We start from the raw sequence: 16,568 nt of genomic DNA, 5'->3' as shown, positions 1-16,568 counted from the left end.
TTTTATAGATATCCGCAGGCAAAGTTTCATCGTGATATTCCTTTGCTCGATCTGGATCTAAAGATAACTCAAATTGACGGTTCCAATCAAAATTATAACGAGCAGCAGAAAGTTCATCATCCCGATCCCTCGCTCCCGGACGACGACGAGCAATATCCGCAGCATGGGCAGCAATTTTATAAGCAATTAACCCATTGCGCACATCCTCAGCATCAGGTAAACCTAAATGTTCTTTCGGAGTAACGTAACACAACATCGCCGTACCGTACCAACCTGCCATTGCAGCGCCAATAGCAGAAGTAATATGATCGTAACCAGGAGCAATATCTGTTACTAAGGGACCCAAAACATAGAAAGGCGCTTCTGAACACTCTTCCATTTGTTTTTTCACATTAAATTCAATTTGATCCATTGGTACATGACCAGGACCTTCTACCATAACTTGAACATCATGTTCCCAAGCACGACGAGTTAACTGACCTAATGTTTTTAATTCTGCTAACTGCGCTTCGTCAGTAGCATCGTGAGTACAACCTGGTCGCAAAGAATCTCCTAAACTAAAGGAAACGTCGTATTTTTTAAAGATTTCGATGATCTCGTCAAAATGCGTATAAAGAGGATTTTGCTTGTGGTGATGGAGCATCCACTTAGCAATTATTCCACCGCCACGGGAAACTATTCCAGTGATCCGACTTCTAACCAAAGGTAGATGCTCGATTAAAATTCCAGCGTGAATAGTTTGATAATCTACCCCTTGTTGAGCGTGCTTTTCGATAACATGAAGAAAGTCATCAGCAGTCAAATTTTCAATTCTGCCATGAACGCTTTCTACTGCTTGGTAAACTGGAACCGTACCTATCGGAACTGGTGAAGCGTTAATAATGGCAGTTCTAATTTCATCCAAATTTCCCCCACCTGTAGATAAGTCCATAACGGTATCTGCACCGTATTTAATAGACAGTCTTAGTTTATCAACTTCCTTCTCAATGTCAGAAGTATTAGGAGAGGCACCAATATTAGCATTAACCTTGCACCGAGAAGCAATGCCAATACACATCGGTTCGAGATTGGTGTGGTTAATATTAGCAGGGATAATCATCCGTCCCTTTGCTACTTCTTCGCGGATTAACTCAGCAGGGAGATTTTCTCGTTGGGCCACAAAGTCCATTTCTTCAGTGATGATTCCCTGACGAGCATAGTGCATTTGAGAGACATTTTTGTGTCCACTACGCTTGGCGATCCATTCTGTCCGCATATTTTTTCCCTTTAATAAACAGCTTCCCTCCGCTGGTATTAACCAGTCTCAGGTTCTAAGGGTATTTCTCAGCCTGAATATTCTAGGCACCCCTAGCTTATTGAAGTCAGAAGTCAGAAGTCAGAAGTCAGAAGTAATCTCTGATGCTCGTTTTAGCTATGTCCTAACTTTTGCCTCGACTCTATAAACTTTTACTATAGCACTTTTTTTGGATCGATGAAAGGTAAAAATTTAGGTTGGGTTTCCCTCCGTTCAACCTAACAAAACCTTACTATTGTTGGGTTACCCTTACGGGAAGCAGGCTACGGGGTTCCTCAACGCAACCTACGCCTACTACGCCTACTGGACTTTTTTTGAGAGCTGAGAGGTTCAAAACCTCAAAGTTCTCGCTTTAAATCTTAAACTGTTGGGTTTCGTTCCTCAAACCAACCTACGCTTACTGGACTTTTTTTTGAGAGCTGAGAGGTTCAAAACCTCAAAGTTCTCGCTTTAAATCTTAAACTGTTGGGTTTTGTTCCTCAACCCAACCTACGCTTACTGGACTTTTTTTGAGAGCTGAGAGGTCCAAAACCTCAAAGTTCTCGCTTTAAACCTCAACCGAGAGGTTCAAAACCTCAAATTTCTCACTTGAAACCTTAACCGAGAGGTTCAAAACCTCAACATCCTCAAAAGATACCTAATGGATTCTATATAATACAGGACTTACGCAAAATACCAAATAATACACCACCCGTAGGGGCGAATGGCATTCGCCCATACTAAATACAGCGGTACTGTGTAAGTCCTGTAATAGAAAAAATTAGCTAGCCATTTTGTAGTAGACTGACACAGCTTAAATGTAGGTTGGGTAGAATGAAGTGTTAGCGGAGCTTCCCGGAGGGAAACCCAACACGCGCGTTATAATACCAAATCCGGTTATTGTAGTAGGTTTGGTAGGGTGCGTTTCACTGCGTGACATGAAAATGAAATGTAACGCACCATCTGTCCTAATCTATCCCAAACAGGAAAAAAATCGCAAAGGAGAAATTTCTATCATGGCACTTTCAAGATGGCTACAGACTTTGAGGAAATCCTTTCTGGTTTTGCCAGCAGTGGTAGCAGCAGTTGCGATGCTTGTTGTACTGATACAAATACCCAACGATCGCCCAAATAGTCCCCCGGTAATTGAGTTCATTGACTCACAGCAAGCTTTGGGGTATTCCAATAGCCGAGATGTGAGTTTAGCAGATGTGGATGGAGATGGTGACATTGATGCTTTTGTTGCTAATGGACATCAGCCTAACAAAGTTTGGTTAAATGACGGTAGTGGCTTCTTCACTGACTCACAGCAGGCTGTAGGGTATTCCAATAGCCGAGATATGGGTTTAGCAGATATGGATGGAGATGGTGACATTGATGCTTTTGTTGCTAATAAACATCAACCTAACAAAGTTTGGTTAAATGATGGTAGTGGCAAGTTTACTGACTCACAGCAAGCTTTGGGGAATTACGCTAGCACCGGTGTGAGTTTAGCAGATGTGGATGGAGATGGTGACATTGATGCTTTTGTTACTAATGTTGCTCGTCAGCCTAACAAAGTTTGGTTCAATAATGGTAGTGGCAAGTTTACTGACTCACAGCAAGCTTTGGGGAATTCCAGGAGCGTTGATGTAAGTTTAGCAGATGTGGATGGAGATGGTGATCTTGATGCTTTTGTTGCTAATGCTATTAACGATCCTAACAAAGTTTGGTTAAATGACGGTAGTGGCAATTTCACTGACTCACTGCAAGTTTTAGGTGATTCCTTTACCCAAGGTGTGAGTTTAGCAGATGTGGATGGAGATGGTGACATTGATGCTTTTGCTGCTAATCTTAATGAGTCTAACAAAGTTTGGTTAAATAATGGTAGTGGCTTCTTCACTGACTCACGGCAAACTTTGGGGAATCACGCTAGCATAGATGTGAGTTTAGCAGATGTGGATGGAGATGGTGATCTCGATGCTTTTATTGTTAATACTGTTGACGATCCTAACAAAGTTTGGTTAAATGACGGTAGTGGCAAATTTACTGACTCAGGGCAAGCTTTGGGGAATTCCCTTAGTTTTGGTGTGAGTTTAGCAGATGTGGATGGAGATGGCGATCTTGATGCTTTTGTTGCTAATGGTGACTTTCCTAACTTTCTTGCTGATGGTGGCGATCCTAACACAGTTTGGTTAAACAACCTCGATCCTAAACTGAATTGATGTTAAGGAATGAGAATTAAATAGACATCTCCGGAAATTAAAAATCAAATCAATTCTCATCCAGAAATTATCTATTCTTTCTTCCTGTTCCCTGTTCCCTGTTCCCTGTTCCCTCTTTTCCGGAGAGGTCTAATAAGATCCACAGTTTTTGCCTAGGAGTATTGCACTGAAATGCTTCTTTGCAAGAAATCTGGAAGTTAATAAATCCTCATTCCTAACTAGCTATAAGCTTTCGCGAGCTAACAGATTTCGCAGTTTGTTAATTTGATGAGCTGATGAGCGTCTTCGCCTGTCGCTAACAGTCTAGCGACAGCTATTTCCCTACTACACTACTGGGTATTTGTAATAGAGTGTAGAAGCAATAGTTTGGTATGTAATAATCCTATTTTGAACAACAAAGCTGTTGCTGCCAAAATAACTGCTATCACGTGTAGGTGTAAAATTCCAAGTAATGTAGACAACTTCTCCTTCAATTACTTCGGGATCGATTATATTATTGCCATCACTAAATAATTTAAAAAGATTGTCAAAAACAGTTCGTACATCTTGAATACCCTTTTTAACTGTATTGTTGAGAATCAAGATAGAATCTTCTGAATAGTCACTCATAATGGCATCTAGGTCATTTGCATCCCACGTCTCAATATGGTGTTTTCATACTTCTCTAGTTTCATCTACTGTACTCATAATAAAACTCCTGTAAAGAAAATTTGGTTTTATGATAACAGGACTTACGCAGAACGTCCGTATCTAGTAAGGGCGAATGCCATTCGCCCCTACATATGGCGTATAATTCCATATTTTGCGTAAGTCCTGATAATTAAAATTATGTAGGGACGTTGCATCCAATGTCCCTACAGTTGTCTACAGAAATGAAAATTGCGCTCAACAAGAAACCAGCTTTATTGCACTGCTGGATAGTTTGTCAAACCAGGAAATTTCATTGATAAACCAGGTTTACGACTTCTTAAGCAAAACCTTAGACATAATTTAACGTGATGGTAATCGACGACATATTATCGAACACCTTAATGAAACTGATGTTGATATCCGCGTTGTAATACCATGCGTTATTAGGAGAACCCCACAGAAAATTACTATCACCAACAATCTGCTGCGGTGTACCGCCCATGGTAACACTCTGCAACGGACCGTGATCTCCTTTTGCTTCCCCAGGATCGTGCAATATTGCCACGAACAAAAAGTCCTCCATAGGTGTATATCCATCATGCTCGCGCTTGATTTCAATCACCCTGTTCTTCTGCGCAGCGTACTTGTTAGTAATCAAAGTCTGGCGATATTCATCGTTCGCCTTGGGAGCGTCCACTTGTGATTCCGGAGCAGAAGAACGACTCTCCCCATCATCCAAGTACATCCGATATTCCCCTCCCTTACGCTGCACATCTGGATAGATATTCAGAGTAATAGGATTCTTCTCTCCCTTCTTGTTACGCTCTCCCACATATTGTTCCACTTCAATTGTAGGAATAATCGCTGCTTTCCGAATGTAGATCGGAACAATAAAGTTAATGTGCTGACCAGAAGTATTGATATTCGCATTAAACTCCCGTATCGTCGATCCCCCTTCTGCAGCACCATTCAGAGGCATACTGTTGTTCACGAAATTATACCAGTAGCTACCCTTGGGCAGATAAATATCCCGCTTGCCACCATTACTTTGACTCTGAGGGCGCAATATTGGAGCAACTAGAAAATCCTTCCGAACGAAGAATTCGTTGTTAAGGAATTCGTCTTTATCGTTGTAGAGAGATTTATCTTGGGGATCGTTGAGGAACAACGGACGACAGATAGGCAAACCATCCACAGTGTTCTCAAACAATGCGTCATAGAACAACTGCATCAGACGGTAGCGCAATTCAATGTAATGCTTACAAATCTGCGGCACCATCCGGTACAATTCTTGAGGTTCTGGAATTGGTTGACCCCATGTCTCAAACCATTTCACATACTGGAATACCTCTTGGAACTCTTTGCGTCCTTTGCGAACGTAGTGGTTCCGGAACCAGGGTAAGAAAGCGCCTGCAGCAGTCCAGCGAATCACCAGTTCTGGACTTGCCCACTTCTGCTGATCGTCAGCCGCTGACTGTTCAAAGCCACCGATATCTTGCCCTGTGACTGCTAAAGCATTCATGCCAAGAGACAGAACTTGAGAAATATTCATCTGGAGGAAATCCCAGTCAGAAGAGTTATCTCCCGTCCATAAACCAGCAAATATGTGAGAACCAACAAAACTTCCTCGTCCAATAGACATCTCCAAAAATAAAAATTAAAATCAATTCTTATCCATAAATTATCAATTTTTCTTCCCTGTTCCCTGTTCCCTGTTCCCTGTTCCCTCTTTTCTGGAGATGTCTAATGATAAAGTTGCGTTTGTTTTCACGCCACTTCAGATCGTCCGATAGTTGGTACAGGTTATTAAGTCCGTTGTAGGTTCCTTTGTGGAGATTGTACGAGTACAGATTCCAAACTTTGATGGCTGGGGTTTGTTTTACTTGTGAGGGTTCAGAATCATCGGTTACATATAACTGGAAAGGAAAGCCTTTCATATCCCCACGGAAGTCTCGGATAGCTGGTGTAGTCATATCCTGCCAGACAAATTCTAGCCCCTGCTCGTAGAGGTACTTATATTGCTTGCCCCACCATTCGCGGACTTCAGCACGACCTAAATCTGAATAATGACCTGGACTTCCCAATTCGTTACCAGCGCCATCGTTCCCGTAGTAAACTTCGCCAATGTAAGCGTTGCCACTATTGAAACCTTCCGGTTCTGACCCCTGGTAATGTTTGGAACGGAATTCGTTACCACCACCATAGATTTGGTATTCTTTGCTTTCGGGATTGTTCGGATCGAACCGCTTATCTAGAACAAAGTAACCGTTGTCTAGTCCCTCGCGGTAGGTTGGGTAGTAGTTTGGATTTGGGTTAAATTCATCTTGGTTGCTAATCACCGGAGTAATGTTTGTACTGCACTTAACACCTCGATCTCGCAAGTAAGTGAACATTTCCGCTGTCTAAGGTTCATCATCAGTCTATGTCCTAACCAATTCTTTCTTAGCTATATGAGTTATAAAGATATGCTTGGTTAATCTATAGATAGCTGAATCACGCGATCGCTAGTTTAACTGCATCTTAGAACTGAATTCAAGTTTCTTAGGATTTATGCAAAGAAACCATATTTCTAGGATACATCGTCGTTTTTAACAGACATCTACGAAAAGCAGGGTTTTTGGGTTCGCCCGCCTAAATCCTGTTCTTATCATATTCAAAATCCAATTATTTTTTTGGACTATTTAATTGTTCGCTTTTAAGTCTTTTCACATCATTACTTTGTTTTGCACAAATTATTTTTTTCTTTATTTTTTCTTAATAAAAGACTTTTTTGGCCTGTCCTGATTATTTTTTAAATTTCCTGGACGGACATAGTAATCAGATTGGGAACAGAGCGATCGCATCAATAAATTATTAAAATACCAAGTCAGTTGTATAATTTAAGCTTATAAATAATAATTGGCACTTTATCATTAAGTAAGCTTCCAATAGACATCTCTAAACAAGAGGGAATAGGGAGTAGAGGTCAGGGATAAATAATTGATGATTTCTGTAGGATGATTGATTTTATTTTTGATTATTAGAGATGTCTAATTATTGAGGTTAATCTAACCAGTTACTATTACAAATAGCATCTCCATTTGGAGATTCAAAATATGCTAAACATTCTAATTCTTGAATTTTGTCATCTTTACTGCGGTTATCTACTTTCAAATAATTTACTTCCTCTTGAAGTTGTTGAATTTTGCTTTGATAATTTTGAGACAACTCGCGCATATTTTTAATTGCATGAATTTGGTCAAATATTAGACTTAGTGCTAATTTACAGTTTTCTTCCATATTGTCTAACATTTTTTCCATTGTTATTTCAGATAAGTTTTCAGGTTGGAATAGTTCAGCTTTGGGAGTATTGGAAGTAAACATTTTTTTCTCTCCAGTTTTATTGGATGTGAACTTTGACTATTCCAACTTACTGCCTTTATCTGTGGGGCAGATTGAAACTGTTTCTGTTTTTAAGTTTTGTTAAAATCTCTTGACTATTTTCCATTTTTAACAGGTACCCCGCCAAATTTATCAAAGGGAACTTTTTTTCCATCTATCCAGGTGAATCCCTTAAATTTATAACTAGCCTTAGCTGATAACTTGAAAACTTCTATCGTGGATTTATTAACTACAATTAATTTTGTTCTCACAGAAGAATCCACAATTGCTGCAAATTGACAGATAAAGAGAATCATTCCCCACCAAGAAAAACTGATTCTATGCCAACCAATATTTTTTTTTACCTTTTCTTGTTGAATAGAATTAAGTTGAGGATAAACCCCTGTACAATTGTCTGCGTGCTGAATCGTTTCAATTAATTGTTTAACACCATTTTTTATCGTTTTGAAGTTAATACCATAATGTTTTTCTAGGCAAATTTCAAAAGCACCTTCTATCTCTTCTTTTAAAACTGCTACAAATAAATCATAAGCAGAATTAAATGGATATGGTTTCAGAAAAATACTATTTGGGAAAAACTTATGAACTTGAGAACTTATTTTTTTGTTGGATAAAAGGTTACCAAATACAGAATGTAATTGCTTGAGATATTTTTCCACTACTTGAATAAGTTCCCATTGATCTTTGTATTGGTTTACAGTTAGCCAGATTAAATCATACTTATTTTGAACAATTTCTTTTTTATCTAAAGCTTCTGCAATTGGGTCTCCTTGCTGATATATAAACTTAGCCCTCCAACATTCAGCTATATACACTTGAGTATTTCTTACTTTTTGCCATTCCTCTTTTTGCTCTTCAGTCCAACATTTTTCTAACAAACTTTCACCAGGCAAACTTTCCATAACCCGAGCAATTTTTTCCAAAACTTCTCTTTCTTCTTGACTCATTTTCTTCTACCAATTCACTGTAAATATCTTACAAATAATTTCACGCTTAATTGTATAAAATAATCCGCTCAAATTCTTATTTGTATTTTTTAGCTAAAAATACACCAGATTTCATTATTTCATCTTGCTGAGGTAAACCTATCGCGGGCAAGATGCCCGCACTATAAACATTTCTGCATTTTTTAGCTAAAAATATCTAACTTCTAACTTCTGACCATTTTTTGAATTCAAAATTAACGCATTCAAAGTTCAAAAGTTTTGGTTATTTACTTTAATTTCAATAATGCTTTAGTTAAGGATTCAAGCCTCGTTCTTTAGAACGAAAAAATCAAAAATCTTTTCCTTATTTCAAGCCTCTGCCTAAAGTCAGAGGTTATAATTTTGAATTTTGAATTTTGAATTTTGAATTGATTTCTGACTTCAAAAATTTAGGCCCCAATTTACGGTAGTCTAGAAAGAATGACCAAATTTATTAATTTCAATAGAAAAAATGACAACATCTGCCTCTACTCGTACCGTTCGGATCGGTTCCCGCAAAAGCCAACTGGCCTTAGTTCAAACCTATTGGGTGCAAGAAGAACTCCAGAAACATTTCCCAGACATCACATTTGAAGTCCACACCATGTCTACTCAAGGGGACAAAATTCTAGATGTGCCCCTAGCAAAAATTGGAGATAAGGGACTCTTCACAAAGGAACTAGAATTAGGAATGCTGCAAAATGAAACTGACTTAGCAGTTCATTCCTTAAAAGACTTACCGACAAATTTACCAGAAGGTTTGATGTTGGGTTGCGTTACCGAACGGGAAAATCCGGCAGATGCTTTAGTTGTCCATGAAAAGTTCAAGGATAAACAACTTGAGACTTTGCCAGAAGGTGCTGTTATTGGTACGTCTTCCCTGAGACGCTTGGCACAACTCCGCCACCACTTACCCCACTTGGAATTTAAAGATGTTCGTGGTAATCTCAATACTAGACTGGCAAAATTGGATGCTGGCGAGTATGATGCCCTAATTCTGGCTTTTGCTGGTTTGCATAGATTAGAAATGAGCGATCGCATTCATCAAGTTATACCACCAGAAATTTCTCTTCATGCAGTCGGACAAGGTGCTTTAGGAATAGAATGTCGTGCCGAAGATAATTATATTCTCGATTTATTGAAGAGTCTGGAACATACTGTCACTGCTCATAGATGTTATGCGGAACGTGCTTTTTTGAGAGAGTTAGAAGGGGGTTGTCAAGTTCCGATTGGTGTTAATACGCAAATAGAAGGAGAACAACTCACTTTAACTGGTTTAGTTGCTAGTTTAGATGGCAAGAAATTGGTTAAGGATGTTGTTAGTGGTGCTGCTTCTGATGCCGAAAAAATAGGTCTTGAATTAGCGAAAAAATTGAGAGAACAAGGTGCCCAAGAAATTTTAGATGAAATTTTGGCAGAAATTGATCGTAGTTAATTTTTCGGTTATTAGTTATCAGGCGTAGGGTGGGTTAGGCGGCAATAATTATCAATTAAAACCAAAATATTAACTTGACGCCGTAACCCACCAAACATTTTTTAGAGTAGGTTTAACAGTTAGAATAAAACAGTAAAGCAAATGTTTTTAGGACTCAGTTAATATGAGAATTAAACAAATTTCTGTTGATGGCTTATTTGGAATTTTTAACCATGTAATTCCATTAAATAGGGAAGAGAGAATTACTATTATTCATGGTCCAAACGGCTTTGGAAAAACAGCAATTTTGACAATTTTAAATGATTTCTTTAATTCTGAATACTCAAAGTTTCAAAATATACCATTTAAAAAATTTCAGGTTGAATTAGATAATGGTGAAGTTATGGTTGTTTCAAAACAAAAAAATGAACGGTTGAAGGAGTTGAAAAATTCTATTCATATTCGTTTAATTGAATCACAGCGGTTATTAAATTTTGTTCCTAATAGAATACATCGTGGAACTAATCCAATAGAGTCTACTGTTTCAATCTATTCTAACGAACTTGCTAAACTTATGCAGGATAAAATTAAGGAATATGGGATAACATCTGAATCTCTTGATAGAACATTTCCATTAAGAGTTGTTAAACAGCAGCCATCGGCAGATGTAACAAACGAACAACTGCGTCAACAACTAGATGAGCTTGAGTCAACTCGTTCTAGTCTCATAGAAATAGGACTTCTAGATAAAGAAGAAAAAGACTCAGAATTTAAAATTCAGCCCCAGGATATAGACGAAAGCACTAAAAATGTTTTGTCAGTATATGTTGAGGATGTAGAAAAAAAGTTAAATGTATTTGCCGAGACTGCAAAAAAAATCCACCTGCTGAGGAAAATTATAAATAAAAAATTTGCTTATTCTTACAAGGAAATAAATTTTAGTAAAGAAAAGGGATTTGTATTTACAACACTCCATAACCAAGAACTTTTGCCTAGCGATCTTTCATCGGGCGAACAACATGAATTAGTTCTTTTATATGAATTGCTATTTAAAACTAAACCTAACTCATTAGTTTTAATTGATGAGCCTGAACTTTCTCTTCATGTAGCATGGCAGGTTGAATTTTTAAAGGACTTAAAAGAAATCACAGAACTTGCAAACATAGATGTTTTAATGGCTACTCACTCACCCGATATCATTCAGGAGCGTTGGGATTTAACAGTTGAATTGAGGGGGCTAGATAAGTGAGAGATTTACGTTCAGTTGACGCTGAGGCAAATGCAATTCGTTTACGGCGAAGTCTCCACAAAGGTACATTTTTGTTAGTAGAAGGTAGTTCAGACAAAACTTTTTATGAGCGTTTTGTTGAAAAATCAGAATGCGAATTAGTTGTTATTTCAGGGAAACCTTCTAGTAAACAGCGTGTTATTTCTGTTCTCAAAATATTAGAGGAATCAAACTTTCTGGGTATTCTGGCAATTGTTGATGCAGACTTCGATCGCCTCACTCCTCCAATAGATCAAAAAAGTGCCAACCTACTTTACACTGACAGCCACGATCTGGAGACAATGCTCATTAATTCTCCTGCTTTCGATAAAGTAATTTCTGAGTTTGGTTCCCAAGAAAAAATATCTCAATTTAAGAAAGATATAAAGCCAGATATCAGATTAGTAATACTTGAAAGTGCTGTTCCCATAGGTTACTTGCGTTGGATATCTCTTGGCGATGGACTAGATTTAACTTTCGAGGGTATTAAATTTAGCAAGTTCATTGATGAAGAAACTTTGAAGATAAATGAATTTGAATTTATTAGTGAAGTTAAGAAAAAATCTCAAAATTTTTCATTAAAAGACGAAGATTTGCAACAGCAACTGATTGATAAAAGAGATGGCGATCGCGATCCTTGGCAAATTTGTTGTGGCCACGATCTAGTAGAAATTTTATCCTTTGGTTTACGAAAAACTATTGGCTCTAACAAAGCTAATGATATTGAACCTAATAGTCTTGAGCGTAACCTGCGTCTTGCTTATGAAGCAGTTTATTTTCAGGGTACGCAACTCTACTCCGATATTCGCACATGGGAAAGAAATAATAAACTGTTCAGAGTTTTGCCGAGTGAGACTTGATATAGCGCTATGCAGATAGGAAAGCCGTCGGATTAGCAACTTACATACAAAGGGAGATAGCAGCCCTATCTTGTTGGGATGGATTGAAAGCTGAATAATTTTTTTTGTCTTTAAGAATGAATATTCATTCTTAAACATTTATTTTGAGGAAACAAAAATGGGCTAGAAAACACTTCTTATTACTGGAGTATCATCGGAACAAAGGGAGATAGCAGCCCTATTTTGTTGGGATGGATTGAAAGTTGAATAATTTTTTTTGTCTTTAAGAATGAATATTCATTCTAAAACATTTATTGGGAAGAATGATTAGTTAATTATGATAATATAGGACTTACACAGTACAAAGTATTGTGGAATGGGCATCTTGCCCGTTCCCGTTCCTGATATTTTCGGGTTGCCAGGATACCCTTACCGCTTATATTCATCCCGCCTCTCATATCAAATCCGGTAGTATCGGTAGAATTCAATACTGTAGGGGTTTGGTCTCCAAACCCTCCACCAACTAGGAGTTTTAACCAATACTGATGGTAGAATTATATGACTCCGATTTCTCGGGAACCGTAGCCAGCGGATTTGATATCAGCAATGCCGAAAATAAAAACACTATATTCAAAAATAAGGAGATAATTATGGGTAATACTGCATTAGTAACAGGTGCATCAAGTGGCATAGGAGCTGAAATCGCTAGACTCCATGCAGCCAAAGGGGGATACCTAGTATTAGTTGCTCGTCGTGAAAGCGCTCTTAACGAATTGAAATCAGAATTAGAGAATGCTTATGGCATAAAAGCAACTGTCATTGTCGCTGACTTAGAGCAACCTAATTCTGCTGAAAATATATTTTCAGCAACTGAAGCAGCAGGGATACAAATAGATATCCTGATTAATAATGCTGGTTTTGGCGGTTACGGGAAATTCCATGAACGCGATCTTGCAAAAGATCAAGCAATGATGCAGGTGAATATGGTTTCTCTGGTTAACCTGACTCATCTGTACTTGCAAGGGATGGTTAGCCGAAATTCTGGAAAAATTTTGCACGTCGCATCAACTGCTGGCTTTCTTCCTGGTCCGCTACAAGCAGTTTATTTTGCAACAAAAGCTTTCGTTGTTTCATTTTCTCAGGCTATTTCCCAAGAACTTTCTGATACAAATGTGACTTCAACTGTTCTTTGTCCTGGTGCAGTTGCTACTGGTTTTGTAGCAGCGGGAAATCTTGAAGGAAACTCAATGTGGGATAATGCAGCATCTGCGAAGTCTGTCGCCGAGTGTGGCTATAATGCTATGATGAAAGGTGATTTAGTTAAAATCAATGAGCGATCATTAAGTTTTATGGTTAATTGGGTAATGCCTTTTCTACCGAGAAAAACAGTATTGAAAATGTCGCAAAAGACTATGGAAAAGAGTTAACTAGAGGAAAAAAAATTGTGAAGCCTTAAGTGAGTGTCCGTACTTAGGGCTTCGGTGTATCACTGAATTACACACACCATAGGATTTAATCAGAGATTTTTGATAAGGTAAAGCTAATGTTTGTAGAACTCAGTCTCCCTAAAATTCTCATCAATTTTCCTCAAATAATGTAGTTATCTTTGGAAAGCTTGCCATCTGGATAGGACAGATTGGCTTGGAACAAGCCTCTTTGTCTCGCATAAAATTGATTTTATGAATAAACATGGGGTGAACAAATAGATTACTATTTTTGTTAGGGTTTAATCTATCATCTTGATTTGGCTCAAATTGAGTAAGATTATATATTTCCAACAGTGGGCTTTCTATGCTCTTTTCAACTCCAATAATTCCTAATTCAAAAAGCATACACTCTAGAAAACTGCTATCCTCCCTATAAATTTTATATTTATCCGTATTAGAAATCTTCTCATATACATCAGCCTTAATGGTTGCTATGCGAAACGACATTGCCAACTCTCGAAGATACTCCCTACAAAACTCTTCAGCATTTGGATAAGTATCTTTGAATGCAGAGAACACTTCTTTACACAACTGTTCCTCAAAATTCTTAACACCTAATCGTATCTTTTCACTAGGAATAGGTTTGTTTGGGAAAATACCTGATGCTTGTTTTACAATTGAATTACACAACTGAATAGATTGTCTAGGAGTAAGCTGTGTATGCCGGAGTATATAAAAGACGACTGGTTCATTGATTCCAAAAGCTTCATTAAAAACCTTCGCGGAGAAATATCGATTCCAAAAACATAGAGCCTGATCTAAATTGTCAAATTCCGATAGATCACTGCGATCTATTAGCCCCTCCTTATACAATCCAAACCCTAGTCTCTTACATAGCATTATCAATAACTCTTTAGCCGTCCATCGAAGAACTATAATCCGTTGACTGATTTTTCCCCAATTGACGGAATACTTCTCAAGTTGTGTATAATTTTCAGATGGGAGGAAGCATTTCACAACAATATTATTTGTATCTCCAAAATCGACTGCAGAGAGAAGAAGAGCTGCAAAAATATTACGTTGATGCTGTGTTTTAAATAAATAGTGCTCTAGGTTGTCAATCAAAATAACTAATTTTTTATCGTTTAGAAATGCTATTGCTTCTTCCTTGGCTTTTTCAAAAGTCGATCCATCTCTTTTCACAAATGCTGTAATCAGCCCAGCAGTCACTGAAACTGTTATGCTCTTTGAGTTTAAATTTGCTTTAGCCCATTCCTGAACACCACCTAAAAATCCTTTATCAGAGGGACTTGCATGATTTAAAAAACTTTTTACACTTTTAAGGTTGGGATTATTTTTCAATATTTCAGCAAATATTAGCAACCAATAGAAATATTTACATTCATCTAAGTATGATTCTATAGGTACATTCTCTGACTCCGAAACAGGAATAGAATTTTTAATCCAATTTATTAGTTCATGCTTCTGGCAACGAACCTTAAAGTGATACTCGTTTCCTAAACATATTCGCTTTATTAGAGCTGATTTACCACTCCCCTTACGTCCCATAATAATTCGATATATAGGGTCTATTGCTTCTGAAAAAGCTTGACATTCAGTATACACATAACGAAGAGCTCCTTTTAATGATTCTGTGGACAATGCATTCCCAAAGGGTAAATCCCACTTCAATTGAAGTAATTCATTTCTGTCATCTGGCAAAGGTTCTGGCAAATTTATTGTGTCCATTATGTTAACTCCACATTGATTCTCTTGAGCTAATTATTATGACTTAAATTTGGCAGAAACTTCCTATTATGTAGCGAAAAAAAAGGTGAAGCCCCAAGGTCTGTCCTTTCTTGGGGCTTCGGTGAGTCACTGAATTGTACACGCGATCGCTTTTAATTCTCGGTTTTAGTCTGTTATCATTGTGCTTTCCCAGTTAAGCTATCCCCGCATATAATTTGGAGCAGGGAACCGGATACGAGCCGGTATCTCAATAAGATTTTTCCTCGAAAGTTGTTCTCGCGACAGTGATGAATATTAAGCTTGGAGTAATAGCTTTATCTTGAGGTTGTACAAAATATCGCCTCTTCCCATTGGGCTACTTCGTTAATCAAACGAAGGTCAGAATTGAACTGACGCTATAATACTTGTACGGTTTAAATTAAAGTTTGAGATTGAATTTGTACTCCTATTTAATAATAACTCAAACTATAAATTTTGACAACTAATTATTGAAATAAATATTGAAAAATCCGCTCCCCAACTCTCTGCTCTTGTACTTCAGAATTATTAGCTTCCTCACGAGCAAATTTAACAGCTTGAGACAGCTTTTCTAATTTTTCCAACATTTCATTAAGCCGACGTGCAGGCAACGCGCCAGAAAATTTGACTGTGCGCCAATACCCAATAGTCACATCTTCATAATATACCTCTACTTGGGCAGGGTGATGTTCCGTCGCTTCTGCCTTAACATGGTTGCGGGGAGTTTTGAAAGTCCGCAGTGTTTGAACTGGTTCTGTTGCCCAACAGTCGGAAGACTCGTCAAACGTCCAAGTATCGGCAGCATCCAACACAGGCAACTTTTTGATAAAAGCGCGTAAGTCTGTCAACTGCTTTTCTAGGAATAGTAGATAACTAACTGGAGCTTGAGTCAACAAAGTTTGACCATCCACAACCACATCAGCGCGGGCCGTACAGTTTGTCCAATCTTTAGTTGCTGTGACATCCAACAACTTAGTTAATACCTCGGCAGTGTTGCGGATAATTTCTTCTGCTTTTACCTCCACCTTTTTCGACTCTGGGGGAAGTTGTTCTCCCTCCTCATCTTTAGGGCGATAGGTTCGAGAAATACCCGAAAGTAAAGCAGGTTTCTGCAAAGCTTTTTGAGCTTCCGCTAGTTCCTGCACTGACCGACTTTTGATTCCTTTTTCAATTGCGATGATTTGATTTAGTCGTGCCATCTGGATATATTGTCCATTTATTCAATTGTTTTTTGTATTATTTGTATTATAGTGTAATTGTGCTCAACTGTCTACCGGGACTTAAACAAAATCAACCAAAAAAATAGGCTCAAATATAGACAGGTAAAGGCTTTTACGTCAAAAAGGCATAAATCTTGAATTACCAACGGTTCTAGCCATTTTTAGGGCATCGACGTAATTC

General features: G+C 38.0%; 13 protein-coding genes and 1 riboswitch. Of the genes, 5 read left to right on the top strand and 8 right to left on the bottom strand.

What is annotated here, in order from left to right; genetic code table 11:
• Positions 1-1,255, bottom strand: a 1,255-nt coding sequence (gene thiC / locus F6K40_RS31545; RefSeq protein WP_293141742.1) for a phosphomethylpyrimidine synthase, incomplete at its 3' end; no start/stop codon positions are given.
• A gap of 7 nt (positions 1,256-1,262) precedes the next feature.
• A riboswitch (TPP riboswitch) is annotated at positions 1,263-1,359 on the bottom strand.
• A 930-nt stretch (positions 1,360-2,289) separates the two neighbouring features.
• On the opposite strand from thiC, the gene F6K40_RS31540 reads away from it, so the two are divergent.
• Positions 2,290-3,477, top strand: a complete 1,188-nt coding sequence (locus F6K40_RS31540) for an FG-GAP repeat domain-containing protein (protein WP_293141740.1) — start codon at positions 2,290-2,292, stop codon at positions 3,475-3,477.
• Between the two features lie 324 nt (positions 3,478-3,801).
• Here F6K40_RS31540 and F6K40_RS31535 read toward each other — a convergent pair whose 3' ends face one another.
• The 5 genes from F6K40_RS31535 to F6K40_RS31515 all read right to left on the bottom strand — a co-directional run bounded on the left by F6K40_RS31535 (position 3,802) and on the right by F6K40_RS31515 (position 8,435).
• Positions 3,802-4,122, bottom strand: coding sequence for a nuclear transport factor 2 family protein (locus F6K40_RS31535; protein ID WP_365673460.1), 321 nt, complete (start codon positions 4,120-4,122; stop codon positions 3,802-3,804).
• A 334-nt stretch (positions 4,123-4,456) separates the two neighbouring features.
• The gene (locus F6K40_RS31530) at positions 4,457-5,749 is read right to left on the bottom strand and encodes a TIM-barrel domain-containing protein (protein ID WP_293141736.1); all 1,293 of its coding nucleotides are present in this window, start codon (positions 5,747-5,749) and stop codon (positions 4,457-4,459) included.
• Positions 5,750-5,777: 28 nt separating this feature from the next.
• On the bottom strand, positions 5,778-6,500 hold the full coding sequence (locus tag F6K40_RS31525) for a TIM-barrel domain-containing protein (protein WP_293141734.1): 723 nt from the start codon (positions 6,498-6,500) through the stop codon (positions 5,778-5,780).
• A gap of 649 nt (positions 6,501-7,149) precedes the next feature.
• Positions 7,150-7,470, bottom strand: a complete 321-nt coding sequence (locus tag F6K40_RS31520; RefSeq protein WP_293141732.1) for a hypothetical protein — start codon at positions 7,468-7,470, stop codon at positions 7,150-7,152.
• Between the two features lie 113 nt (positions 7,471-7,583).
• Positions 7,584-8,435, bottom strand: coding sequence for a hypothetical protein (locus tag F6K40_RS31515; protein ID WP_293141730.1), 852 nt, complete (start codon positions 8,433-8,435; stop codon positions 7,584-7,586).
• A 490-nt stretch (positions 8,436-8,925) separates the two neighbouring features.
• Between F6K40_RS31515 and hemC the strand changes: the two genes are divergently transcribed.
• The 4 genes from hemC (at position 8,926) to F6K40_RS31495 (ending at position 13,400) form a co-directional block, all read left to right on the top strand.
• Complete coding sequence (gene hemC / locus F6K40_RS31510) at positions 8,926-9,888, top strand: hydroxymethylbilane synthase (RefSeq protein ID WP_293141728.1); 963 nt, start codon at positions 8,926-8,928, stop codon at positions 9,886-9,888.
• A 163-nt stretch (positions 9,889-10,051) separates the two neighbouring features.
• On the top strand, positions 10,052-11,116 hold the full coding sequence (locus F6K40_RS31505) for an AAA family ATPase (protein WP_293141726.1): 1,065 nt from the start codon (positions 10,052-10,054) through the stop codon (positions 11,114-11,116).
• On the top strand, positions 11,113-11,994 hold the full coding sequence (locus tag F6K40_RS31500; protein WP_293141724.1) for a DUF4435 domain-containing protein: 882 nt from the start codon (positions 11,113-11,115) through the stop codon (positions 11,992-11,994). The genes F6K40_RS31505 and F6K40_RS31500 overlap by 4 nt, the downstream gene beginning before the upstream one ends.
• A gap of 629 nt (positions 11,995-12,623) precedes the next feature.
• Complete coding sequence (locus F6K40_RS31495) at positions 12,624-13,400, top strand: SDR family NAD(P)-dependent oxidoreductase (protein WP_293141722.1); 777 nt, start codon at positions 12,624-12,626, stop codon at positions 13,398-13,400.
• Between the two features lie 150 nt (positions 13,401-13,550).
• Here the strand turns inward: F6K40_RS31495 and F6K40_RS31490 are convergent, their stop codons facing one another.
• Positions 13,551-15,149, bottom strand: a complete 1,599-nt coding sequence (locus F6K40_RS31490) for a P-loop ATPase, Sll1717 family (RefSeq protein ID WP_293141720.1) — start codon at positions 15,147-15,149, stop codon at positions 13,551-13,553.
• Between the two features lie 485 nt (positions 15,150-15,634).
• Entirely contained in the window at positions 15,635-16,366 is a 732-nt protein-coding gene (locus F6K40_RS31485) for a DUF7873 family protein (RefSeq protein ID WP_293141718.1), read from the bottom strand.
• Positions 16,367-16,568 lie beyond the last annotated feature (202 nt).

Origin of the sequence: Okeania sp. SIO3I5 (assembly GCF_010672085.1) — a bacterium.
Taxonomy (GTDB): Bacteria; Cyanobacteriota; Cyanobacteriia; order Cyanobacteriales; family Microcoleaceae; genus Trichodesmium.
This window is presented reverse-complemented; position numbering and strand designations above follow the sequence as displayed.

Excerpts from the sequence above, each read along its gene's own strand:
- F6K40_RS31520 (WP_293141732.1), bottom strand. The coding sequence starts at position 7,470 with ATGTTTACTTCCAATACTCCCAAAGCTGAACTATTCCAACCTGAAAAC.
- hemC (WP_293141728.1), top strand. The coding sequence starts at position 8,926 with ATGACAACATCTGCCTCTACTCGTACCGTTCGGATCGGTTCCCGCAAA.
- F6K40_RS31485 (WP_293141718.1), bottom strand. The coding sequence starts at position 16,366 with ATGGCACGACTAAATCAAATCATCGCAATTGAAAAAGGAATCAAAAGT.
- F6K40_RS31525 (WP_293141734.1), bottom strand. The coding sequence starts at position 6,500 with ATGTTCACTTACTTGCGAGATCGAGGTGTTAAGTGCAGTACAAACATT.
- F6K40_RS31495 (WP_293141722.1), top strand. The coding sequence starts at position 12,624 with ATGGGTAATACTGCATTAGTAACAGGTGCATCAAGTGGCATAGGAGCT.
- F6K40_RS31540 (WP_293141740.1), top strand. The coding sequence starts at position 2,290 with ATGGCACTTTCAAGATGGCTACAGACTTTGAGGAAATCCTTTCTGGTT.
- F6K40_RS31530 (WP_293141736.1), bottom strand. The coding sequence starts at position 5,749 with ATGTCTATTGGACGAGGAAGTTTTGTTGGTTCTCACATATTTGCTGGT.
- F6K40_RS31515 (WP_293141730.1), bottom strand. The coding sequence starts at position 8,435 with ATGAGTCAAGAAGAAAGAGAAGTTTTGGAAAAAATTGCTCGGGTTATG.
- F6K40_RS31490 (WP_293141720.1), bottom strand. The coding sequence starts at position 15,149 with ATGGACACAATAAATTTGCCAGAACCTTTGCCAGATGACAGAAATGAA.
- F6K40_RS31505 (WP_293141726.1), top strand. The coding sequence starts at position 10,052 with ATGAGAATTAAACAAATTTCTGTTGATGGCTTATTTGGAATTTTTAAC.